This is a genomic window from Nostocoides veronense (genome assembly GCF_039531185.1).
In the GTDB taxonomy this organism is placed as follows: domain Bacteria; phylum Actinomycetota; class Actinomycetes; order Actinomycetales; family Dermatophilaceae; genus Nostocoides_A; species Nostocoides_A veronense.
In genome coordinates this window covers 78,190-98,963 of the sequence record NZ_BAAAPO010000021.1, presented here as the reverse complement: position 1 = coordinate 98,963, position 20,774 = coordinate 78,190, and the positions used below count along the sequence as shown (strand labels likewise).

At 68.6% G+C, this 20,774-nt stretch carries 24 protein-coding genes; 8 read left to right on the top strand and 16 right to left on the bottom strand.

Annotated features, from left to right (window positions below; translation table 11 throughout):
- Nucleotides 1–66 precede the first annotated feature (66 nt).
- Complete coding sequence (locus ABD225_RS06360; protein ID WP_344082625.1) at nucleotides 67–1,269, bottom strand: acyl-CoA dehydrogenase family protein; 1,203 nt, start codon at nucleotides 1,267–1,269, stop codon at nucleotides 67–69.
- A 297-nt stretch (nucleotides 1,270–1,566) separates the two neighbouring features.
- Between ABD225_RS06360 and ABD225_RS06355 the strand changes: the two genes are divergently transcribed.
- From ABD225_RS06355 to ABD225_RS06345, 3 genes are all read left to right on the top strand, one after another.
- Nucleotides 1,567–2,796 (top strand): MFS transporter, encoded by a 1,230-nt coding sequence (locus ABD225_RS06355; protein WP_344082623.1) that lies wholly within the window; start codon nucleotides 1,567–1,569, stop codon nucleotides 2,794–2,796.
- Nucleotides 2,797–2,883: 87 nt separating this feature from the next.
- Nucleotides 2,884–3,102: an alpha/beta hydrolase gene (locus ABD225_RS06350; RefSeq protein WP_344082621.1), complete on the top strand. Its 219-nt coding sequence runs from the start codon at nucleotides 2,884–2,886 to the stop codon at nucleotides 3,100–3,102.
- A 167-nt stretch (nucleotides 3,103–3,269) separates the two neighbouring features.
- Nucleotides 3,270–4,103, top strand: coding sequence for a serine protein kinase RIO (locus ABD225_RS06345; protein ID WP_344082619.1), 834 nt, complete (start codon nucleotides 3,270–3,272; stop codon nucleotides 4,101–4,103).
- A 109-nt stretch (nucleotides 4,104–4,212) separates the two neighbouring features.
- Here ABD225_RS06345 and ABD225_RS06340 read toward each other — a convergent pair whose 3' ends face one another.
- Genes ABD225_RS06340 through ABD225_RS06330 form a run of 3 tightly spaced genes read right to left on the bottom strand, consistent with a single transcriptional unit; the run spans nucleotide 4,213 to nucleotide 6,544 of the window.
- Nucleotides 4,213–4,560, bottom strand: a complete 348-nt coding sequence (locus ABD225_RS06340; protein WP_344082617.1) for a heavy-metal-associated domain-containing protein — start codon at nucleotides 4,558–4,560, stop codon at nucleotides 4,213–4,215.
- Nucleotides 4,561–4,592: 32 nt separating this feature from the next.
- Nucleotides 4,593–5,453, bottom strand: a complete 861-nt coding sequence (locus ABD225_RS06335; RefSeq protein ID WP_344082615.1) for an HpcH/HpaI aldolase/citrate lyase family protein — start codon at nucleotides 5,451–5,453, stop codon at nucleotides 4,593–4,595.
- The gene (locus ABD225_RS06330; RefSeq protein ID WP_344082613.1) at nucleotides 5,450–6,544 is read right to left on the bottom strand and encodes an HpcH/HpaI aldolase/citrate lyase family protein; all 1,095 of its coding nucleotides are present in this window, start codon (nucleotides 6,542–6,544) and stop codon (nucleotides 5,450–5,452) included. Before ABD225_RS06330 ends, ABD225_RS06335 begins: the two co-directional genes overlap by 4 nt.
- Before the next feature lie 53 nt (nucleotides 6,545–6,597).
- On the opposite strand from ABD225_RS06330, the gene ABD225_RS06325 reads away from it, so the two are divergent.
- From ABD225_RS06325 to ABD225_RS06310, 4 genes are all read left to right on the top strand, one after another.
- Entirely contained in the window at nucleotides 6,598–7,137 is a 540-nt protein-coding gene (locus ABD225_RS06325; RefSeq protein ID WP_344082611.1) for a hypothetical protein, read from the top strand.
- A 274-nt stretch (nucleotides 7,138–7,411) separates the two neighbouring features.
- Nucleotides 7,412–8,695 carry a magnesium transporter MgtE N-terminal domain-containing protein gene (locus tag ABD225_RS06320; RefSeq protein ID WP_344082609.1) on the top strand — a complete coding sequence of 428 codons (1,284 nt, stop codon included), beginning with the start codon at nucleotides 7,412–7,414 and terminating at the stop codon, nucleotides 8,693–8,695.
- Nucleotides 8,688–9,290, top strand: a complete 603-nt coding sequence (locus tag ABD225_RS06315) for a DUF1003 domain-containing protein (protein ID WP_344082607.1) — start codon at nucleotides 8,688–8,690, stop codon at nucleotides 9,288–9,290. The genes ABD225_RS06320 and ABD225_RS06315 overlap by 8 nt, the downstream gene beginning before the upstream one ends.
- Nucleotides 9,291–9,323: 33 nt before the next feature.
- Nucleotides 9,324–10,457 (top strand): Mrp/NBP35 family ATP-binding protein, encoded by a 1,134-nt coding sequence (locus tag ABD225_RS06310; RefSeq protein ID WP_344082605.1) that lies wholly within the window; start codon nucleotides 9,324–9,326, stop codon nucleotides 10,455–10,457.
- Nucleotides 10,458–10,478: 21 nt separating this feature from the next.
- Here the strand turns inward: ABD225_RS06310 and ABD225_RS06305 are convergent, their stop codons facing one another.
- From ABD225_RS06305 to sigE, 4 genes are read right to left on the bottom strand one after another with little or no spacing between them, the layout of a single operon-like run.
- On the bottom strand, nucleotides 10,479–10,865 hold the full coding sequence (locus tag ABD225_RS06305) for a twin-arginine translocase TatA/TatE family subunit (RefSeq protein ID WP_344082603.1): 387 nt from the start codon (nucleotides 10,863–10,865) through the stop codon (nucleotides 10,479–10,481).
- A gap of 30 nt (nucleotides 10,866–10,895) precedes the next feature.
- The gene (locus ABD225_RS06300; protein ID WP_344082601.1) at nucleotides 10,896–12,470 is read right to left on the bottom strand and encodes a S1C family serine protease; all 1,575 of its coding nucleotides are present in this window, start codon (nucleotides 12,468–12,470) and stop codon (nucleotides 10,896–10,898) included.
- Entirely contained in the window at nucleotides 12,467–13,093 is a 627-nt protein-coding gene (locus tag ABD225_RS06295; protein ID WP_344082599.1) for an anti-sigma factor family protein, read from the bottom strand. The genes ABD225_RS06300 and ABD225_RS06295 overlap by 4 nt, the downstream gene beginning before the upstream one ends.
- Complete coding sequence (sigE, locus tag ABD225_RS06290; RefSeq protein WP_344082597.1) at nucleotides 13,090–13,701, bottom strand: RNA polymerase sigma factor SigE; 612 nt, start codon at nucleotides 13,699–13,701, stop codon at nucleotides 13,090–13,092. The genes ABD225_RS06295 and sigE overlap by 4 nt, the downstream gene beginning before the upstream one ends.
- Before the next feature lie 159 nt (nucleotides 13,702–13,860).
- Between sigE and ABD225_RS06285 the strand changes: the two genes are divergently transcribed.
- Nucleotides 13,861–14,493 (top strand): O-methyltransferase, encoded by a 633-nt coding sequence (locus ABD225_RS06285; RefSeq protein WP_344082595.1) that lies wholly within the window; start codon nucleotides 13,861–13,863, stop codon nucleotides 14,491–14,493.
- Between the two features lie 17 nt (nucleotides 14,494–14,510).
- Here ABD225_RS06285 and ABD225_RS06280 read toward each other — a convergent pair whose 3' ends face one another.
- From ABD225_RS06280 to dapE, 8 genes are all read right to left on the bottom strand, one after another.
- The gene (locus ABD225_RS06280) at nucleotides 14,511–14,870 is read right to left on the bottom strand and encodes a hypothetical protein (protein ID WP_344082593.1); all 360 of its coding nucleotides are present in this window, start codon (nucleotides 14,868–14,870) and stop codon (nucleotides 14,511–14,513) included.
- Nucleotides 14,871–14,872: 2 nt separating this feature from the next.
- Nucleotides 14,873–16,354: a leucyl aminopeptidase family protein gene (locus ABD225_RS06275; protein WP_344082591.1), complete on the bottom strand. Its 1,482-nt coding sequence runs from the start codon at nucleotides 16,352–16,354 to the stop codon at nucleotides 14,873–14,875.
- Nucleotides 16,355–16,443: 89 nt separating this feature from the next.
- Complete coding sequence (locus ABD225_RS06270) at nucleotides 16,444–16,617, bottom strand: DUF3117 domain-containing protein (protein WP_344082589.1); 174 nt, start codon at nucleotides 16,615–16,617, stop codon at nucleotides 16,444–16,446.
- Nucleotides 16,618–16,755: 138 nt separating this feature from the next.
- A complete protein-coding gene (locus ABD225_RS06265; RefSeq protein ID WP_344082587.1) occupies nucleotides 16,756–17,949 on the bottom strand; it encodes a hypothetical protein in 1,194 nt (397 codons plus the stop codon).
- Between the two features lie 101 nt (nucleotides 17,950–18,050).
- The gene (locus tag ABD225_RS06260) at nucleotides 18,051–18,512 is read right to left on the bottom strand and encodes an SRPBCC family protein (protein WP_344082585.1); all 462 of its coding nucleotides are present in this window, start codon (nucleotides 18,510–18,512) and stop codon (nucleotides 18,051–18,053) included.
- On the bottom strand, nucleotides 18,509–18,826 hold the full coding sequence (locus ABD225_RS06255; RefSeq protein ID WP_344082583.1) for a DivIVA domain-containing protein: 318 nt from the start codon (nucleotides 18,824–18,826) through the stop codon (nucleotides 18,509–18,511). Before ABD225_RS06255 ends, ABD225_RS06260 begins: the two co-directional genes overlap by 4 nt.
- The gene (locus ABD225_RS06250; protein ID WP_344082581.1) at nucleotides 18,823–19,623 is read right to left on the bottom strand and encodes an LOG family protein; all 801 of its coding nucleotides are present in this window, start codon (nucleotides 19,621–19,623) and stop codon (nucleotides 18,823–18,825) included. Before ABD225_RS06250 ends, ABD225_RS06255 begins: the two co-directional genes overlap by 4 nt.
- Entirely contained in the window at nucleotides 19,611–20,696 is a 1,086-nt protein-coding gene (gene dapE, locus ABD225_RS06245; protein ID WP_344082579.1) for a succinyl-diaminopimelate desuccinylase, read from the bottom strand. Before dapE ends, ABD225_RS06250 begins: the two co-directional genes overlap by 13 nt.
- Between the last annotated feature and the right edge of the window lie 78 nt (nucleotides 20,697–20,774).

Here is a 20,774-nt window from a genome sequence, read left to right as displayed (position 1 = left end):
CGCACATCGTATGCCTGTGCGGCCGGTGCCGCCGCACCATCCCGGGGCCCCTAACAGATGGCCCGGTCAGCCCTTGAGCTTGTAGTCCTCTAGCAGTCGTCGGCCAATGATCATCTTCTGGATTTCGGCCGTGCCTTCGCCGATGAGCAGCATCGGCGCCTCGCGGTAGAGGCGCTCGATCTCGTACTCCTTGGAGTAGCCATAGCCGCCGTGGATGCGGAAGGACTGCTCGACGACATCGGCGCAGTTCTCGGCGGCGAGATATTTCGCCATCCCGGCCTCAAGGTCGTTGCGCTGACCCGAGTCCTTCAGGCGGGCCGCCTTGACCATCATCTGGTGGCTCGCCTCGACCTTGGTCGCCATATCGGCGAGGCGGAACAGGATGCCCTGGTGCTCGGCGATCTTCTTGCCGAAGGTCGAGCGCTGCTGGGCATAGGCGATGCCCAGCTCGAACGCGCGGCGGGAGAGGCCGCACGCGCGGGCGGCGACATTGACCCGACCCACCTCGACGCCGTCCATCATCTGGTAAAAGCCCTTACCGGGCTCTCCCCCAAGGATTTTCGCGGTGCTCGTCCGGTGCCCGTCGAAGATCAACTCGGTCGTGTCGACGCCCTTGTAGCCCATCTTCTCGATCTTCCCGGGCACCGTGACGCCCTGGGCCGTCTCGCCGAAGCCGGACTCCTTGTCGATGAGGAAGGTCGTCATATTGCGATAGACCGAGTCGGCGCCGAGGTCGGTCTTGACGAGCACGGCGACGAGATTGGCCGACCCGCCATTGGTCAGCCACATCTTTTGGCCGGTGATGACCCATTCGTCGCTCTCACCCTGACGCACGGCCTTGGTCGTGATCGCGCTGACATCGGAACCGAGCGCCGGTTCGCTCATCGAAAAGGCGCCGCGGATCTCACCGGTCGCCATCCTCGGCAGGTAGTGGTCCTTCTGCTCCTGGGTGCCGTGCTGCAGGATCATGTAGGCGACGATGAAGTGGGTGTTGATGATGCCCGAGACCGACATCCAGCCGCGCGCGATCTCCTCGACGCACAGCGCATAGGTCAGCAGGGACTCGCCGAGCCCGCCATACTCCTCCGGGATCATCAGCCCGAAGATCCCCATCTCCTTCATACCCTCGACGATCTGCGTCGGGTATTCGTCCTTGTGCTCCAACTCGGTCGCGACCGGGATGATCTGCTCGTCGACGAACTGCCTCACCAGCTTCAGCAGCTCCTGCTGCTCCTCGGTCAGGTTTTCCGTGGTCTGGAGCCGGGACATGCGCGAATCGCCACCTTGCGGTCGGGGGATGAGGGCCTTCCGGCAGTATGCCGCCCGCCTCCGCGCCGCCCCACCCCCTGGCCATGTGAGTCCTCCCACGCGCTAGGCGGTCCGCTGGCGCCGCCGCGTCCGTCTGACTCCTCCGTTCGGTTCTAACCCGAGGCTTTGGTCGTGGATCCCCCGTCCGGCGGTGTGATCCACGACGAAACGCGTGGGTTATGCCCGAATGTGGGAGTCACGCGGCGCTCGCGAAACGGATTCGACGTAGGACCCTGCGGGGCTGGACAATTGACCATCGTGCGTCGCCTTTTCGCTCCCTACCGCGTCCTGCGGGTCATGCCCTCGGCGACCCACTTTTTCGCCACCGCCTATATCGCCCGCCTCGGCACCTCGATGATCGGCGTCTCGATCGTGGTGATGGTCGCGGCGCGCTATGACTCCTACGCTCTCGCCGGCCTAGTCTCCTTCGTCGGCCTGATGTCGATGGCCCTCGGCGGGCCGCTCGTCGCGCGTGCCGTGGACCGTTACGGCCAACGCCGCGTCGCTCTGCCCTGCGGGATCATTTCGATCGGCTGCCTCGCCGCCCTCGCCGTGGAGGCGTATGTCGGCGCCCCCGCCTGGGTGCTCGTCGTGACGAATCTCGGGCAGGCCTTCGCGCCCGCCGTCGGCACGCTGGTCCGCACCCGCTGGAGCCATCTGCTCCAGGATCGGCCGGCCGACTTGCACGTCGCGAACTCCTTCGAGCAGGTGGCCGAGGAATCTTGCTTCGTCATGGGCCCGGCGCTCGGGGCCGGCCTCGCGTCGTGGCTTTTTCCTGAAGCGGGGCTGCTGGTCTCGGTCGTGCTTTTCGCGGCCGGGCTGCTCGGCCTGCTCGCGCACACGGTCAGCGAACCGCCCGTCCATGTCTCGGATGAGGCGCATGACATCTTCGGCGCCTTCCGCACCCCAGGCCTGATCCAACTTGCTCTGACGCTGACCCTGACCGGCGCCGTCTTCGGCGGCATGGATGTCGTCGTGCTCGCGTATGCCGAGGACCAGGGCGTCGAGGCCCTCGGCGGCGTCATCGTCGGCTTCTTCGCCGCCGGCTCGCTGGTCGGAGGGCTGGTCTATGGCGTGCTGCCCGTCGACGGACCCATCGCCAGGCGCATGCTGGTGTGGACCTTCGCGATGTTTGCGCTGATGTTTCCGCTGCTGTGGGTGCCGAATATCCCGGTGTTGGCCCTCAATGGCTTCCTGGGCGGCCTGGCCGTGGCGCCGACGCTCATCACCGCCATGACCCTCTGCCCGCGCCTAGTGCCCGCGGGCCAGCTCAACGAGGGCATGACGATCGTCGTCACCGGCCTGCTGGTGGGCGTAGGCGTGGGCAGCGCGGTCGCCGGTCAGGTGATCGAGTCGTATGGCGCCCACCGCGCCTTCATCGTCCCCATCGCCGCCGCCGCCATCGCCTTCGTCATCGCGGCCCTCGGCCGCGGCTGGCTCACCGGCGCCGAGCGCCGCGCCCTGGACACGCCGGTCGCCGCCGCCTGACGGCATACCCCTGCCCTGTTCCGTCACACGGCCCGGGGCTGAGCGCCGGGTGCTTTCGATGATCGCGAGGACTTCCTCGCTCACGATGTGTTCGCGCGGGGAAAGGCGCTGCGCGACATACCGATCCGGATCGACTGCGGCATCGCCGATCCCTTTGCCGACGCCAACCGCGTCTTCGTCGACAAGGTCGTGCCCCATGCCAAGGCAACCTTCGACAGTGGTAGCCACACGGGCGACTACTGGCGCGAACATGCAGGAGTCCAGATGGACTGGCTCGCGGGCCTGCTGAAACGGGTCACCACATAGCCCGCGCGCCCGACCCTCGCCGAGCGCCGACGACATAAATCACTTGCGCGCCACCCGGCAGGTGCGCTTTCCTGGCCTCTCCAACGCGTGAAGGAGGAATGACATGGCTGTTTTGGGCCTGCTGCTGCCCCGCCCCCTTTCCTTCTGCACCCTGGAGTTCTTCACCCATGAATCCGGATCCGTCCGTCTTCGCCACTGACACATTCCCTGACGCCCCGCCCGAGGGCGAGCGCTGGTCCACCTGGGACGGCGCCACACACGGGCCAAAACCTCGACCCGACTGGGTCATCACCGAACTCGGCGCGGTCGATGCCGATCTCGGGGTTCTCAAGACCGGCAAGGAAGCCGATGTGCACCTCGTGCGTCGGTGGATTCCCGACGGCACCGAACACCCCGAGCGCGAGATCGTGATGGCCGCGAAGCGATTCCGCACCGCCGACCACCGGCTCTTCCACCGCGACGCGGGCTACCTCGAGGGCCGGCGCGTGCGCCGCTCCCGCGAGATGCGCGCCATGACCCGACGCACCGACTTCGGCAAGGAGGTGCTCGCCGGCCAGTGGTCTGGCGCGGAGTTCGAGGCGCTCAAGACGCTCTGGGCACTGGACTTGCCGGTGCCCTATCCGGTGCAACTAACCGGCGCCGAGATGCTCATGGAGTTCATCGGCACCGATGGCGTCGCAGCCCCGCGCCTCGCCGCCGCTCGACTCGAAAGCGACGCCCTGCCAGCGTTTTTCGAGCAGGCCCGGGATGTCCTCACCCGACTTGCCCTGCACGGCTGGGCGCACGGCGACCTGTCCGCATACAACATCCTCCTCGACGGTGACCGACTGGTCTTCATCGACTGGCCGCAGATCGTCGACATCATCGGCAACCCGCAAGGCTTCGACTTCTTGCACCGCGATGTGCACAACGTCTGCACGTGGTTCGCGAGCAAGGGGTATGCCGTGGACGAGGAGCAGCTCTTCGGCGACCTCGTCGCCGCGGCTACCTCGCGCTGGTGACCGTCCCGCGCCCCCGGCGCCAGCTGCGGGACCCGGCACATCGACACTCGATCCGCGCGTTGACACCCGGTGCACCGGGTGTCAATGCGCGGATCGAGTGTCGACGCCGTCACGCCAGGGTGTAGTCGCCCGCCTCGGCGAGCGCGTCGCTGATGGCGCTCTCGGCGATGGGCGCGTCACTCGTGACGGTCACGGTCGAGACGCCGCCGGCGACGAGGTCGACATCGACGGCGGTGACGCCGTCGAGGGCCGAGAGTTCTTGGCGCACCGCATTGGCGCAGTGACCACACGTCATACCGGCGACGGCATAGGTCCCGACGACCCCCGCCGCCGGGTCCACCGCGGACAGATCCGCCGTCCCGTCCGCGGAGGCGCTGCCGCACCCGCAGCCGCCGCATCCGCAGCCACCGGCCTGCTCGGACGGCGCATCGACAAGGGGCAAGTCACGGTTTGTCATGCCCCCCAGCATACCCCCTGGGGGTACGTCGGTCAGGCGGAAACGGCCCTGTGAATCGCGAGCACGCGCTCGGCGATGTCGACATGCAGGCGCTCGATCATCTTGCCGTTGAAGGTCACGACGCCGGATCCGGCGCCATCGCGCCAGGCGGCGACGATGCCATCGGCTTCCTCGACCTCGGCCTGGCTCGGCGAAAAGGCGGCATTGCACGGCTCGACCTGACCGGGATGAATCAACGTTTTGCCGTCGAAACCGAACTCGCGGCCCTGACGGCACTCGGCCGCGAAACCGTCGGCGTCCGAGACGTTGTTGTAGACGCCGTCGAGAATCGCGATCCCGGCCCGACGAGCAGCGAGCAGGGCCTGGGCCAAGGCTGGCAGCAATGGTCCCCGCCCGGGCACATGCTGGGCCTGCAACTCCTTGACCAGGTCATTGGTCCCGATCACGAAGCACGCCAGGCGCTCGTCGGCCCGCGCGATCTTGTCGGCCTTGAGGATCGCCTCGGGCGTCTCGATCATGGCCCACAGGCGGGTGCGGTCGGGCGCGCCATAGCGCTCCATTGCCGCCACGAGTCGGTGCACTTCCTTGGGCGTGTTGACCTTCGGCACGACGATCCCGTCGGGCCCAGCGGCGCAGGCGGCTTCGAGGTCGGCGTCATGCCATTGCGTCCCGATCCCGTTGACGCGGATCGTGAGCTCGCGACGCCCATACTCTCCCGAAAGCGCTGCGGCACAGACATTCTCGCGCGCGGCGGGTTTCGCGTCCGGCGCAACCGCATCCTCCAGGTCGAGGATCAGCCCGTCACACGGGATGGACTTGGCCTTCTCCAGCGCTCGCTCGTTGGAGCCGGGCATATAGAGGACCGAACGGCGGGGGCGGTATGCCGTGCTCACGCCGACACCCCTGCGCTCGCTTCGTCCGTGCCCTCCGGGGCTTCGGCATACAACGAGGCCAAGTCCGGATCGGAGGCGGAGAGCTGCTCGGCGAGCGCGAGGATGACCAGGCACTGCTTGAGGGAGGCGTCGTCCTCCATCTTGCCGTCGAGCATCACGGCCCCGGTGCCGTCACCCATGGCGGCCTTGACCCGGCGGGCGTGCGCGACATCGGCGGCGGATGGGCTGAAGACCTTCTTGGCGATCGCGATCTGCGCCGGATGCAGCGACCAGGCGCCGACGCAGCCGAGCAGGAAAGCATTGCGGAACTGGTCCTCGCACGCGACGACATCCTTGATATCGCCGAAGGGGCCATAGAACGGGAAGATCCCGTGCATCGCGCACGCGTCGACCATCCGCGCGATCGTGTAATGCCACAGGTCCTGCTGGAAAATCCCCCGCGGCCCGTTGATGCCCTCAATGCCCGGATCCTCGCGCACGAGATAACCGGGGTGGCCACCACCGACCCGGGTGGTCTTCATACGGCGGTCCGCGGCGAGGTCAGCGGGACCGAGCGACATGCCTTGCATCCGCGGCGAGGCGCCCGCGATGGCCTCGATATTGGCCACTCCGCGGGCAGTTTCCAAGATGGCGTGGACGAGGATCGGCCGGGTGAGACCGGCGCGCGCCTCCAACTGGGCGAGCAGCCGGTCGACATAGTGAATGTCTTCTGGCCCTTGGACTTTCGGGACCATGATGACATCGAGCTTGTCGCCGATCTCGGTGACGAGAGTCGTGAAGTCGTCGAGCACCCAGGGGCTGTCGAGGCTGTTGACCCGCGTCCACAGTTGGGTCGCGTCACCGAAGTCCGTGGCCTTCGCTATGGCAACCAAGCCGAGCCGGGCGGCCTCCTTGTTCTCGGCCTTGACGGCATCTTCGAGATTGCCGAGCAGGACATCGACCGTGCCGACCATCGCCGGGATCTTGGCCGCCATCTTCTCGTTGCTCGGGTCGAAGAAGTGGATCATCCGGCTCGGCCGGGCGGGCACCTCGCGCACCGGCGCGGGGGCCCCGACGGCGAGGGGGGCGAAGAAGTCCTTGGCGCTACGCATGCCTCGCAAGCTAGCAGCGCACACCGCCAACAGGTATGTGCCACAGTGTCGATGTGACCGACCCCGCATCGACCGTCGAGGCCGAGCCCGCCCCGATCAACATCAGTGCCCTGCTCGGGGAGGCCCTCTCGAAGTCCGATATGTGCTGGATCCGCACCCCCGAGTTCACCCGCTTGGTCTGGCATGCGTATGACCGGGACGCCATCCTCCTCGTCACCGGCCCGGGCGAGCAGCAGATTCCGCCCTTGCCCGAGAATGTGGAGGTCGTGCTGCGCAGCAAGGACGCGGGGACCCGCCTGCTGACGGTGGAAGCCAAGGCTGTTGTCCTGCCGCCCGAGCACGAGATGTGGCCGGTCGCCGCCGCCGCCCTCGCCGCCGAACGCCTCAACGCCACGGACGATCAGGTCGCCCGATGGCGCGAGACGGGCAACATTTATGTGCTCCACCCCTTCGGTATGCCGATCGAACGGCCCGGCGCGTATGCCGTCGAGCCCCCCACGACTCCTCTGGTCGCGAGCCGCGAAACCACCGGCGGCCGCCTCCCCGCCCATGTGGGCGGCCGCTTTGCCGGCCGGGCACGCCGCCGGGGCTGAACCGACGAAATGAGCGGGCGGCATACCCCTGAGCGGGGCCGGCGCCGCTCAAGCCGAGCGGGGTTCGTGAACGCGAGCGGGGGTCCTGCCGGGCCGAGCGGGGGTTCTGAACGCGAGCGGCCCTATAGCCCCGCTCCCACTCACAAAGGCCGCTCCGCTCGCCCGCCCACCGCCGCCCACCCGCCGCAAGCCCCCCGCCCGCCGGTGTATGCCGAGGCGGACGACGGGCGGACCTCCCACGCCGAGCGACCGGGGGTGGATAGCCTTGCTCATCGTGAGTGCACCCGTCCGCGTCTTCGTCGCCCGGCTCTCGGGACTGGACGTCTTCGACCCCCTAGGCGATCGGGTCGGGCGGGTGCGGGATGTCGTCGTTACCTTCGCGACCGGGCGCCGACCCCGCGTGCTCGGGATGGTCGTCGAGGTGGCCGGCAAGCGCCGGGTATTCGTGCCGATGACCCGCGTCACGTCCGTCGAGGGCGGTCAGGTCATCACCACCGGGCTGGTCAATATGCGCCGCTTCGAGCAGCGCTCCAATGAGACGCTCGTGCTCGCCGAACTCATCGAACGCTCCGTCACGGCACGCACCGACAAGGGAACCGTCGAGGCCACCGTCGAGGACATCGCGATCGAAAAGGACCGCACCCGCGATTGGAGCGTCACGAAGGTTTTCTGCCGCGAGGGCGGCCCACAAACCGCCCTGGCCCGCCTGAGCCGCCGCCGGGCGACAACTTTCGTCGTCCCCGTCGAAGATGTCACCGGACTGCATGTGCACACCGAACAACAGTCGGCCGCAAGGCTTTTGGAGGCTTACGAGGACTTCAAGCCCGCCGACCTCGCCGAGGCGATCACCGACCTGACCCCCAAACGGCGCCTCGAGGTCGCCGCCGCCCTCGACGACGAGCGCCTCGCCGATGTCATCGAGGAACTGCCCGAGGACGCCCAGATCGAGATCCTCGCCTCCCTCGAAACCGATCGGGCCGCCGACGTGCTCGAGGCGATGCAACCCGATGACGCCGCCGACCTGCTCTCCGAATTGCCCGAGGAGCAGCAGGAGCAATTGCTCATGCTGATGGAGCCGGACGAGGCGGCCGACCTGCGGCGGCTACTGGCATACGACGAGAACACCGCCGGCGGTCTGATGACCACCGAGCCGGTCATCCTGGGCCCGGAGGCCTCGATCGCCGAGGCCCTCGCCGTCGTGCGGCGTGAAGAACTCCCGACGGCACTGGCCACCACGGTCTTCGTCACCCGCGGCCCGCACGAGACGCCGACCGGCCGCTATCTCGGTATGGTGCACATCCAGCGGCTCTTGCGTGAGCCTCCGCACGCCAGCATCGGCGGCATCCTCGACCGCGACGTCGATCCCCTCGAGCCGACGGCGCAACTCGGCGAGGTTGCGCGCCGCCTCGCGAACTACAACATGATCGCCCTGCCCGTCGTCGACGAGGGCGGGCATCTGCTCGGCGCGGTCACCGTCGATGACGTGCTCGACCACATCCTCCCCGACCACTGGCGCACCGACCGGCACGAGATCCTTCCGGGGGCGAGCCATGGCTGAGCGCCGCTCCCGCCTCGACCAGCCGCGCGAGCAGAGCACACCGTGGGTGCGCCGCCCCCGCGGCATGAACCGCGAAGCCTTCGGCGTGCTGTCGGAGAAGTTCGCCCGCTTCATGGGCACCCCCCAGTTCATCCTCTGGATGACGGTTTTCGTCGCCGCCTGGCTGATCTGGAACACCTGGGGCCCGAAGGGTATGCAGTTCGACCCCCGGGATCTGAACTACACCTTGCTCACCCTCATCCTGAGCCTGCAGGCGTCGTATGCCGCCCCCCTCATCCTGCTCGCCCAGAACCGCCAGGCTGACCGCGATCGCGTTGCGCTGGAACAGGATCGGGGCCGCGACGAGCGCAATCTCGCGGACACCGAGTTCCTAACGCGCGAGGTCGCCTCGCTGCGTCTGGCCATGCGCGAGACCGCCACCCGTGACTTCGTCCGCTCCGAATTGCGTGACCTGCTGGAGGATCTCGCGACCGAGGTGGATGCCCGGGAGGCGAAGGCGCGGCGCAAGGCCAAGCAGAAGGCGAAGGCCAAAGCCAAGGCCAAGCGCGCCTCGCGGGCGACCGCGCCGCCCAAACCCGCATCACCGGCAGGTTAGGTGCCCTGGCCGCGACCGACATACAGTGGCAAGGTGTCTCGCCCCACCCTCGAAGAACTGACCGCCGCGCTCGCAAAGGTCAACGATCCGGAGATCCGCAAACCCATCACCGACCTCGGAATGGTCACCGATCTGGCGATCGATGAGGCCGGCGTGGCGAGCGTCACGATCCTGCTGACGATCGCCGCCTGCCCCCTCAAGGACACCCTGACCCGCGACGCGACGGCGGCCCTGCGCGCCGTGCCCGGCGTCACCGATGTTCGCGTGACCCTCGGTGTCATGAGCGATGAGCAGCGCGCCGAGCTCAAGACGATGCTGCGCGGCGGCGCCCCGGAGAAGGAAGTGCCCTTCGCCAAGCCCGGCAGCCTGACCAGGGTGTATGCCGTGGCCTCCGGCAAGGGCGGCGTCGGCAAGTCCTCGGTCACCGCGAACCTCGCCGCGGCCCTCGCCCAGCAGGGCCTGAAGGTCGGCGTCGTCGATGCCGACATCTACGGCTTCTCGATCCCGCGCATGCTGGGCGTCACCGGGCAGCCGACGCAGGTCGACGACATGATCCTGCCGCCCATCGCCCAAGAGGTGAAGGTCATCTCCATCGGCATGTTCGTGCCCGGCAACCAGCCGGTCGTCTGGCGCGGGCCGATGCTGCACCGGGCGCTGAACCAGTTCCTCGCCGATGTGTTCTGGGGCGATCTCGATGTTCTGCTGCTGGACCTGCCGCCGGGCACCGGCGATGTCGCGATCTCCACGGCGCAATTGCTGCCGAATGCCGAGATCCTCGTCGTGACCACCCCGCAAGCGGCGGCCGCCGAGGTCGCCGAACGCGCCGGCGCCATTGCCACGCAGACCCGCCAGCGGGTCGCGGGCGTCATCGAAAATATGTCGTGGCTGGAGTTGCCCGATGGCACGCGGCAGGAGATTTTCGGCTCCGGTGGCGGCGCCCAGGTGGCGGAATCGCTGACCCGCCTGCTCGGTGCTCAGGTGCCGCTGCTCGGCCAGATCCCGCTGGATGTGTCGCTACGCGAGGGGGCCGACCAGGGCACGCCCGTCGTACTCGGCAAGCCCACGTCCCCGGCGGCAACTGCCTTGCGCGCCATCGCTTCTGGTCTCGCGACCCGCTCCCGCGGCCTGGCCGGTCGCTCGCTCGGCCTGACCCCGGCTGGCCGCTGACGCGACCGATCGGCATACCCCTTAGGTGGCGTCGTCGTCGTAGGGCGTGGCGGCGACCACAGGGGCCGGCTCGGCCACCGCACCCGCCGGCGTCCGCCCGATCTCCCCGGCGGAGTGGCGCACACCGTCGATCTCATCCTTGACCGGATTCCAGGCCGCCTCGATTGGCTCTCGCAAGGCATCGCGGACGATGCGCCGCGGGTCATACTGACGCGGGTCGTATTGCCGCCAGTTGATGTCCTCGAACTCGGGCCCCATCTGCTCCTTGAGCGAGCTCTTGGCCCCATCGGCCATCACCCGCATCTGGCGGATCCCGCGGGCCAGCTTGGCGGCATACTCCGGCAGTCGGGCCGGACCGATGATGACGATCGCGAGCACGATGATGATCGCGAGTTCGTCCCATCCCATGGGCATGACCTTCGATGTCCTTCTGCGTAGCTATTTCGTGGGGGCGGCCTGGAGAGTCATTGTCACATCGACCGGGCGACCGTCACGCGTCACGGTCATTCGCACGGTGTCCCCGACCGCCTTGGCGCGGATGGCGACGATCAAATCGTCGGGGCCGTCCACGGTGCGCCCATCGAAGCGGACGATCACATCACCCGGCTTGACCCCCGCCTTGTCGGCCGGACCCCCCGCCGTCACGGGCTCGTCGCTGCCGCTGCCATCCGAGCGCACCTTTGCCCCCGGTCCGGAATATGACGAGTCCAAGACCACCCCGATGATCGGGTGTTCGGCGGTGCCGGTCCGGATGAGTTGGTCGGCCGTCTTGACGACCTGGGCGGCGGGAATGGCGAAGCCCAGGCCGATATTGCCCGCCGATCCACGCGTCGAGCCAGGTGGCGTCGCGATCGCGGAGTTGACGCCAATCACCTTGCCGGACATATCAATCAGCGGACCACCGCTATTGCCTGGATTGATCGCGGCATCGGTCTGGATGGCGTTGATATAGGACCGGGAGCCACTGTCCCCCGCGACGACCGGCCGCCCGACGGCCGAGACGATCCCGGACGTCACCGTCGATTCCAACCCAAGCGGCGCACCCATGGCGAGCACCTCGTCACCCACGACGGCCGCCGATCGGCTCATCGGCAGCGGCGTGAGGTTCGTGCGCTTGGTGGCGAGGACGGCGATGTCGTACGCCGGGTCGGTCCCGACGATGCTTGCCTCGATCTTGGTGCCATCGGTCAGCACCACCGTGATCTGGTCGCCGACCCCTTCGACCACGTGATTGTTGGTGATGACATGCCCGGCGGTGTCATAGACGAAGCCGGATCCGGTTGCGCCATCGCCATTGGACCCCGTGGCCTGGATCGTCACGACGCTCGGCAGCGCCTTAGCGGCGATGGCGGCGAAGCTCCCCGCAGGCCGGGAGACGGAGGTGTCCGAGGGCGCGAAAAGACCGCGCTCGGCGAGTCCGGCCCCGAGTCCGGCGCCCGCGAGCGCCGCGATCAGCCCGGTGACCCCGGCAATTCCGACGACCGCCGCCCATCCTGGCCCCTTGCCCGGACCGGGGGCGTAGGTCGTGGCGGTCCCGGGTCCCGCCGGCGGGGGTGCGGCCCAGCGCGGGTCGTATGCCGGGCCGCTCGTTGTCGACTCCGGCCCCTCCAAAGACGCGGCCGCGCCCCATGGGCCGGGCAGCGTCGGGATGGGCCGGGTGGGATCGGTCGACACAGGCGTCGACGCTGGTGCCGAGGCGGCCGCGGTGGGCGCCGAACTGGGAGCAGCATTCTGGCCGCTCGCCGGGGTCCCGAGCCAGCGGATGGGCGTTGTCTCGCCAGCCGCCGGCGGCGTCATGACAACCGGGGAAGGGTCGTGCGACGAAGGCCGATCCAACACCGGGCCGGCCGACACAGTCTCGTCCGGACCGGGCGAGGCCGGCGAGGGGGCGGGGGCATCGGCATACGACGGACCCGGCGCGGGCGTCTCCACCCAATTCCACTCATCCCACGGGGCAGCCGCGGTCTGGTCGGGCGCGGCGCCCGGCGGCGGGCTCCCGACCGAATCGTTCATGGTGTCGATTGTGCCCCGCGAGAGGCGAATTGCGCACGTGTACCCACGAGCACGGTCTGCTGGTCAGTCATTGGCGCGGCCGGCGCGGAGGACGGCGGGGCCGGTCGGGTGGGAATCACCGCAGCCGGCGCCCCCGGACGGGCGGCCGCTCCCGGTGACATCGAAAAGGCCCATACCGCGGCCAGCGACACACTCGCCGCCGCGCTCGCGAAGGCCGCAGCCCGCAGCGCCGATCGATGCTGCGCCGGAGCCTGCGGGGCCAGCACACGCACTTGGGTCATCTCGACGGCCCAGGCAGCCGGCACCGGCGTCGGAGCCGGGGGCACGGCGGGAACCCCAAGCCGCTCGACCGTCCGTCGGGCGGGTTGCCGGATCGGGATCTCCTGCGAGACCGACATCAGCATAGTCAGCAGCGCCTCCGGCATGGCCGGCTCAGAGCGCAGCGTCGCGCGCAGTCGGCGCTCCAGGTCGACCTCGGCCCGGCAGCCCTGACAGGCGACCAGGTGACGCTCGGCGCACAACTGCTCGACCGGGGAGAGCGAGCCATCGACATACTCGCTGATCCACTCCCCCAGACAGGTGTTGGGCTTGATCCCCCCGGAGCCCGTGAACGGCCCGATCACCGCGCGCCCGCCGGCGCGAGCCGGGGCGTGCTCAGGCCGCGACCGGAGGAGACCGTGGTGGCCGGCGTCGGGGCCCGGTGGATCAGGGCCTCGCGCAGCAGCGAACGGCCGCGATGGATGCGGGAGCGCACGGTGCCGAGCTTGATGCCGAGGGTCGCGGCGATCTCTTCATAGCTCAGGCCCTCGATATCGCAGAGCACGACGGCCGCCCGGAAGTCCGGCGGCAGCGCGTCAAGCGCTCGCTGGACGTCATCGTCGAAGTGCGTGTCGGCATACGCCTGCTCGGGGGTGCGCTCCCGGCTGGGCAGGCGCGCGGACGCCTCATCGGAGAGGGCATCGAAGCGGATGCGCTGCTTGCGGCGCATCTTGTCGAGGAAGACATTGGTGGTGATCCGGTGCAGCCAGCCCTCGAAATTGCCCGGCGAATACGAGCCGAGCGAACGGAAGACCCGGATGAAGACGTCGTGCGTGAGGTCCTCGGCGTCGTGGACATTGCCGGTCAGGCGGTAGGCAAGGCGATAGACCCGCGCCGAATGCTCGGACACGATCTCTTCCCAGGTCGGCGGCACCCAGGCAGCCTCGGCCACCTGTTCCTTGCTCGCGGTCATGACACTCCTTCGTGGGCTCTGGCGCCCGCGCACCCCCATCAGCTTCTTCAGACTGATACGCGCGAACCCTTCCGATGGTTCCCGACCAAGCTGAGTGAACGCTGTATGACGCCCCGAACCCAGCCGTGGGTCCTCCCCACCGGACGTAGGCTTGGCCCCATGAGTGCACCGCGACTGGCCAGTTGGGCGTATGCCGAGGAGTTCGTCCCCGAGCCCGGGGTCGCCGATGCCGCCCGCCGCCATGGGAGCGAGTTGGGTGCGGTGCCGGTGGGCACGGGCACCGGGGCTGCCTTGCGGATGCTGGCGGCAACCGGGGCGTCGCGCTCGGTCGTCGAGGTGGGAACGGGTGGCGGAACCTCGGGGCTGTGGCTGCTCAGCGGTATGCCGGCCGACGGCGTGCTCACGACGATCGACGTCGAGGCGGAGCACTCGCGGGCGGCCAAGGCGGCCTATGCCGCTGCGGGTGTGGCCCACCAGCGCACCCGCGTCATCACCGGCGCCGCGCTGGACGTTCTGCCCCGGATGACGGACGGCGCCTACGACCTGGTCTTCATCGACGCGGACAAATCCAACTACCCGGGCTATGTCGCCCACGCCGTGCGCCTGCTGCGCTCCGGCGGGGTGTTGGCGCTCGACAACATGCTGTGGCACGACAAGGTCGCCGATCCGGCGAACCGGGACGAGCAAACGAGCATCCTGCGCGAACTCGGCAAGCAGATCCGTGACGACGAGCGGCTGCTGCCCGCGATGCTGCCGGTCGGCGACGGCCTGCTCGTGGCCGTCAAGCGCTGAACCGGCAGCGGTTCCGATCAGCGGGCGTTGCCCGGCCCGGCGCCGCGACGAAATTTCGCCGGGCCTTCGGCGATCGCGACGACTTCATAGTCCTCAATGGCGATCGGCGCGCTGCCGATGATCTTCGAGCCGGGCGAGGTGGCGGCCACGCCGACGAAGTCGTCACGGAATTCGTCGCGCTCGCGGGCGCTGTCAAAGACATAGGTGCCCTCGAACCACTCGCCCTCGCGCATCCGCCACGTCTTAAAGGCCAGCCCGTCGAGGAACATGAAGCGGGCCATCGAGGTGCCGATGACATAGTCACGCAGCTGCTGCGCCACGGCGGGCGGCGCGGCGGCCAACGACCAGCGCACCGTCAGTCCGTACCCCGCGTCCATGCCTACTCCTTAGTCAGCCAATGCAATAGTCCGCGGGCACCGTAACCCGTTGGCCCCTTGGGCAGGACTCCGGTTTCGGACTCTGAGCGGCCGGGGCCGGCGATATCCAAGTGCACCCACGGCAGCCCACCGGTGAACTCGCGCAGGAAGAGCGCGGCGAGGATCGACCCCGCCCCGCTGCCGCCGATCGGCCCGATATGGCACAGGTCCGCGACGCCGGAATCGAGCAGCGGCCGGTAGTCCTCGACCAACGGCATCGCCCACAAGGGCTCCCCAGCCGACGCGAAGCCGGCGTGCACCCGCTCGCGGAGAGCCTCGTCGCTGGCATATGACGGCGCCATGCCGCGACCCAGCGCGATCGTGGCCGCTCCGGTGAGGGTCGCGATGTCGACGAGAGCAGCCGGGTTGAGCCGGGCGACGGCATACGCCAGCGCATCGGCGAGGACGATCCGGCCCTCGGCATCGGTATTGCCGATCTCGACCGTCGTGCCGCCATAGTGCGTCACAACATCGCTGGGCCGATAGGAGTTGCCGCCCATGGCGTTTTCGGCCAGCGGCAGCAGCGCCACGACCCGACGCCGCACCGCCAGATCGCGCAGCGCGGTGATGACCGACAAGACGATCGCGGCACCCGACATATCCGTCTTCATGAGCAGCATCCCGGCGGCCGGCTTGGCGTTGAGCCCGCCGGTGTCGAAGGTGATTCCTTTGCCCACCAAGACAATTGGTGCTTCATCGGGATCGCCGGGCGCGTAGTCGATCTCGACGAGCCGAGGCGGCGTCGCCGACCCGGAGCCGACCGCGATTATGCCGCCGAAGCCCTCCGCGGCCAGGTCGCCTTCGTCCCAGACCCGGCACCCCAGCCCGGCTTCTCGAGCGAGGTCGGCGGCCAGCGCGGCGAGCCAGGGCGGATTCTTGATATTGCTCGGGGTGCTCGCGAGTGACCGGGCGAGCAGGGTGGCGCGCGCCCCCACCCGGCCGAGGGTGACCGCGTCCGGATCGGGTTCACCGACGAGAAGCAGCCGCGGTCGAGCCGGCGCGGTGGCGGGCTGTGGACCGAGGTGCGTGCCCGGCATCGCCAATAGGGCACCCTCGATGGCCTCGCTGACAGCCTCTGGCGCGCGGACGTCGAGCGCGACGACCTGGCTGCGGCCGGCAGCCCGGATCGCGGCGGCAGCCGCGCGGCGCGCCGGCCCACCGGGCGCTCCCACGGCGACGATTAGCCGGGAGATGGGGCCGGCGGCGATCGGCATACACAGGGCCTTGTCGGGTGCCGCGGGCACCTCGTGCCCCGCCAGCAGGAGTGACCAATCGCCCTCAGCACCAGTGGTTTTCGCCGCCTGAGTGACGGCCTCCGCCGCGTCGTCGGCAGCGGCGACCAGGACGACATACGCCACCTTGGTCGTGGCGGCGAGCTGCTCCGCGAGGGCGTCGCGACCAACGACCTCCAGTGCAGGGTCAATGATCATCGGGTGAACGGACACGTGATCGACCCTACCCACGCACGGGCGAGCGAAGCGCCGTGGAGCAATCAGCTCCACGGCGCTTCGCAGAAGTCGTCAGGTGTGCCGCGTCAGGCCAAACCCTCGCAGTTGGCGATGGCGTCGCCCAGGGCTCGCACCTCATCCGGCGTCATTTCGACGACCAACCGGCCACCACCCTCAAGTGGCATACGCAGGACGATGCCGCGACCCTCCTTGGTCACTTCCAATGGCCCGTCGCCGGTCCTAGGCTTCATTGCCGCCATGGGGAATCCCTTCTAGTGCATGATGCCGAGAGCTTGCGTCGACATCATGTTCGGTGCTTCTGATCGAACGACGATCCGACCAGCCCACCTATTATCCCTCACGCTGCACGGCACGACGAAATCGGCATGTTGCTTCGATCACGGCGGGCTGGCGTCCCACGGCAGGTAGGTCAAGAAGGTGACCGTCCACCAGAGCATCCCGAGGACGAGCGGGACGGCCAGCGGCAGCACGCGACGGCGCCAGTGCGGGACGATCCGCCCGCCGGTGGAGGTCCGCATGGCCACCGACGCGATGAGCGCGGCGATGGGGAAGTCGAGGAGCAGGAAGCGCCACATACTCGTGATGGGCCGGACCACTGCCAGGAGATATAGAGGGTACGCCAGCGCCCAGGCCCGGACCTCGAGGGGGAGCCACCGCCCGTGTCGGCCGGCGACGAGAGAGAGATAGGCCGCGACGACCCCGATGATGAGCGCCACCCCGAAGACGCCGCGTTCGTCCCAGGCCCAGACAATCCACAGGACGAAGGGGCCCTCCTGAGGGCGTTGTCCCCATGCGGCCTGCACATCGAAGAAGGCCGTGGCACGCCCGGTGAGCCGGCCGACGGTCGCCGGCCAGGCAATGGCGGACATCGCGACCGCGAGGCACAGGGTCGCGACCGAGGCGCGCTCGCCGCGGAAGGGTATGCCGCGACCACCCTCCTCGCGCCAGCGGGCGATGAGATGGGTGAGCACCACGACGCCGAGCGCCGGGGCGACGGCGCGGGTGTAACCGAGTGCCAGCAGCACGAGGGCGGCGAGCCAGTAGGACCGTCGCAGGAGCAGCAAGATCGCCGTCGCGATCAGCAGGACCGCTAGGGCCTCGCTGTAGGGCACGAGCAGGATGCCGGTTGCCGGATAGCAGCACCACAACGCGGCGGCGACCAGAGCCAGCCGGTCGCGTTGAAACTGCGGGGCAGCGTGCACCGCCATCCCGAAGATTCGCCAGATCACGATGAGCGCAATCCAGCCGAGCACGAGGTTGAGCAGCAGCGCGGCGACCGGAAAGGGAAGCCCGATCGCGAGAAGTGGGCGGAGCAGCAGAGGAAATGCGGGAAAGAAGGCCCAGGCACTGTAGGTGATCCGGCCGGAGTCTGGGTCGACGGGAAGTGGGTGTGGGTATCCCGTTTCGGCGACACGCCGATACCACTGCGCGTCCCAGAGCCCGAACAGATCCGAGAGGTTCGGGTCGAGGTGACCGACGCCGGCCGGCGATTGGAACCAGTGGGCGGCGATGGCGATGGCGGCCAAGGCGAGCGTGCGCGTGAGCAGGTAGATGATCGTCAGGGCAAGCACGGGGCGAGCCAACGCCCGCGCGAAGAGCGCATCGCGACCGGCCGTGCTCAGGGCACTGAGTCCAACTCCCCCGTTCGGGTGGGGGCGGTGATTGGCGAGGGCTAGGCCGGAACGAGCGCCTCGGCGCGGCCCAGCAAGCGATCGAGTGTGGTCCCGAAGAGCTTCGCGCCCAGCCAGCGCGCCGCCGGGCCCGTCAGGCGAGGAGCCGGGTCGAGTCCCGGATAGATCTCTTCCGTCCATTCGACGCGTGCCCCCTCTCCCGCCGGTTCGATGTGGATGTGCGCCCAACCGCCTAGCCATTGTCCGGTCTTGACGATGTGCATCGCGCCGCGGGGTTCATCACGAGTTGGCGGCTCCCACCGGGTCACGATCATGTGATCCCATAACATCGCCCGACCTGCGCCGGTGCCGGCGGAGAAACCCCAGCCGACCCGCGGCATACCCTCATCCAGCACCATGCGGGTCAGTGGGACGACATCACCGTGGGCGCGCAGATCGGTGACGGCGGCCCACGCCTCGGCCACCGATAAGGGCGTCTCCCGCACCACGGTGAAGGCCGTCATTCGCCCCGCTCCACGGGCCGGCGGGCTGCCACACGCGGCAGCTTCATCGTCGGGAGGTCGCCGCTTTCGTAGGCCGCGAGCCGGGTCCGCAGGGCGTCCAGGACCTCATCGACCTGGTCCATGCGGTAGCCGCGGAAGGCGGTGTCGAAGTGCAGGTCGTCGATATCAGCGGCTTTGGCGATCCGTGCTGCGTTGATGTCGTGCTCGGTATGGGTCGGCGGCGGCATTGAGTCGTAGGTCGCGCGCCGCGTGATCAAGGCGGCGAAACCGGCCGCGACGAGCACGGTGACGACGAGAAAGAAAATCCAGATCACGATTGCGACCTCTCGGTGCCATGGCTGGGATCGCGCTGTTCGGCGACATGTCGGGCGCCCTCGATAACGCGCCGCACGGCCTCTTCGGGATCGTCGACGACCTGGATGAGGTCGAGATCGGCCGCCGAGATCGTGCCCGCGGGCACCGCGCTACCACGCAGCCAACCGAGCAGCCCGGCCCAGTAATCACTACCGATCAGCACGATCGGGAAGCTGCGAATCTTCTGGGTCTGCACCAAGGTGATCGCCTCGAAGAGTTCATCGAGCGTGCCCATGCCGCCGGGCAGGACGATGAAGCCCTCCGCATACTTGATGAACATCGTCTTGCGGACGAAGAAGTACCGGAAGTTGATCCCGAGGTTCACATAGGGATTGAGCCCGGCCTCAAAGGGCAATTCGATGCCCAGCCCGATGGAGACGCCGCCGGCTTCGATTGCGCCCTTATTCGCCGCCTCCATGGCCCCCGGGCCACCGCCGGTGATGCAGCCCAGGCCAGCGCGTGCAACGGCGGCGCCGACCCGGACCCCGAGGTCATAGACCGGGCTGTCGCGCGGGGTGCGGGCCGAGCCGAAAACGGAGATGGCCGGACCCGTTTCGGCCAGCGCGCCGAAACCTTCGACGAATTCGCTTTGGATGCGCAAGACCCGCCAGGGGTCGGTGTGCACCCAGCCGCTGCCATCGCGGCCTTCGAGGAGCCGCTCGTCCGTGGTGCGCGAGGGCACTTGGGTGCCGCGCAATTGCGCGGGACCGCGTTGGTAAACATTTTCCGGCGAACTGCCGCGGCTCAGCGCAGCCATCGGACCATCGCTTCCTCGCAGGTGGTGTATTGGGCGACGGGGCACTCTTCGTCGTCCATATGAGCCAGGTTCGGGTCGCCGGGACCGAAGTTGACCGCGGGCACCCCCATGGCGGAGAACCGGGCGACATCGGTCCAGCCCTGCTTGGCCGCGACCGGCAGGTCGAGGGCGGCGACAAAGGCCTTCGCGGAGGGCAGGTGCATGCCCGGGCGGGCGCCAGCGGCATTGTCGACAATCGCGATCTCGAAGCCGTCGAAGACCTCGCGCACATGGGCATCCGCCTCGGCCGCACTGACCGAGGGGGCGTAGCGGTAGTTGACGGTGACCACGCACCGGTCGGGGATGACATTGGTCGCCGTGCCGCCGCTGATCAGGACGGCGTTCAGGGCTTCGCGATATTCGAGTTCGTCGACGATCCGGGTTTGGGGTTGGTATGCCGTCAGGCGCCGCAGGATCTCGCCCGCGTCGTGAATCGCGTTGTGCCCCTTCCACGGCCGGGCCGAATGGGCCGCAATCCCCTTGGTCGTGATCTCGGCGCGCAGCGTGCCCTTGCAGCCGCCTTCGATGGCGGCATCGGTGGGCTCCATGAGCACCGCGAAGGCCGCGTCGGTGACGAGCTCGGGGTGGGCCGCCTCGATGAGGCCGAGGCCGTTGAACTGCGAGTCGATCTCTTCGGCTTCATAGAAGACGAGGGTCAGGTCGCGGTTGGGTTCGGGCACGAGCGCAGCGATGCGCAGCATGACCGCGACGCCACCCTTCATATCCACGGTTCCCCGGCCGCGCAGGATGGCCCCGCCGGGCCCGTCGACGAGGGTGGTCGGCAGATTGGCCGGCTCGCTCGTGAGCGGGACGGTGTCGATGTGCCCGGCGATGAGGACCCGCTCCGCGCGGCCGAGTTCGGTGCGGGCGACGAGGCTATTGCCGATCCGCGTCAGGTGCAGGTGGCTCAGGGGCGCCAGGGCGGCCTCGATGGCGTCGGCCAAGACTGCCTCACCGAGGCTCACCGACTCGATATCGCAGACGGCGGCCGTCAACGCGACGGCGTCCAGGCTCAGATCGAGGGTGGCAACCATGGGGGAACGATAACCGGGCGAACCGGGCGCGCCCGTGAACGCTCGCCGAACACGGGCTGTCATAGGCCGCACCTACGA

What these genes read in the sequence shown, in the direction of transcription:
- ABD225_RS06360 (WP_344082625.1), bottom strand. Translation starts at nt 1,269, where the DNA reads ATGTCCCGGCTCCAGACCACGGAAAACCTGACCGAGGAGCAGCAGGAG.
- ABD225_RS06345 (WP_344082619.1), top strand. Translation starts at nt 3,270, where the DNA reads ATGAATCCGGATCCGTCCGTCTTCGCCACTGACACATTCCCTGACGCC.
- ABD225_RS06340 (WP_344082617.1), bottom strand. Translation starts at nt 4,560, where the DNA reads ATGACAAACCGTGACTTGCCCCTTGTCGATGCGCCGTCCGAGCAGGCC.
- ABD225_RS06330 (WP_344082613.1), bottom strand. Translation starts at nt 6,544, where the DNA reads ATGCGTAGCGCCAAGGACTTCTTCGCCCCCCTCGCCGTCGGGGCCCCC.
- ABD225_RS06315 (WP_344082607.1), top strand. Translation starts at nt 8,688, where the DNA reads ATGGCTGAGCGCCGCTCCCGCCTCGACCAGCCGCGCGAGCAGAGCACA.
- ABD225_RS06305 (WP_344082603.1), bottom strand. Translation starts at nt 10,865, where the DNA reads ATGGGATGGGACGAACTCGCGATCATCATCGTGCTCGCGATCGTCATC.
- ABD225_RS06300 (WP_344082601.1), bottom strand. Translation starts at nt 12,470, where the DNA reads ATGAACGATTCGGTCGGGAGCCCGCCGCCGGGCGCCGCGCCCGACCAG.
- sigE (WP_344082597.1), bottom strand. Translation starts at nt 13,701, where the DNA reads ATGACCGCGAGCAAGGAACAGGTGGCCGAGGCTGCCTGGGTGCCGCCG.
- ABD225_RS06285 (WP_344082595.1), top strand. Translation starts at nt 13,861, where the DNA reads ATGAGTGCACCGCGACTGGCCAGTTGGGCGTATGCCGAGGAGTTCGTC.
- ABD225_RS06280 (WP_344082593.1), bottom strand. Translation starts at nt 14,870, where the DNA reads ATGGACGCGGGGTACGGACTGACGGTGCGCTGGTCGTTGGCCGCCGCG.
- ABD225_RS06270 (WP_344082589.1), bottom strand. Translation starts at nt 16,617, where the DNA reads ATGGCGGCAATGAAGCCTAGGACCGGCGACGGGCCATTGGAAGTGACC.
- ABD225_RS06260 (WP_344082585.1), bottom strand. Translation starts at nt 18,512, where the DNA reads ATGACGGCCTTCACCGTGGTGCGGGAGACGCCCTTATCGGTGGCCGAG.
- ABD225_RS06250 (WP_344082581.1), bottom strand. Translation starts at nt 19,623, where the DNA reads ATGGCTGCGCTGAGCCGCGGCAGTTCGCCGGAAAATGTTTACCAACGC.
- dapE (WP_344082579.1), bottom strand. Translation starts at nt 20,696, where the DNA reads ATGGTTGCCACCCTCGATCTGAGCCTGGACGCCGTCGCGTTGACGGCC.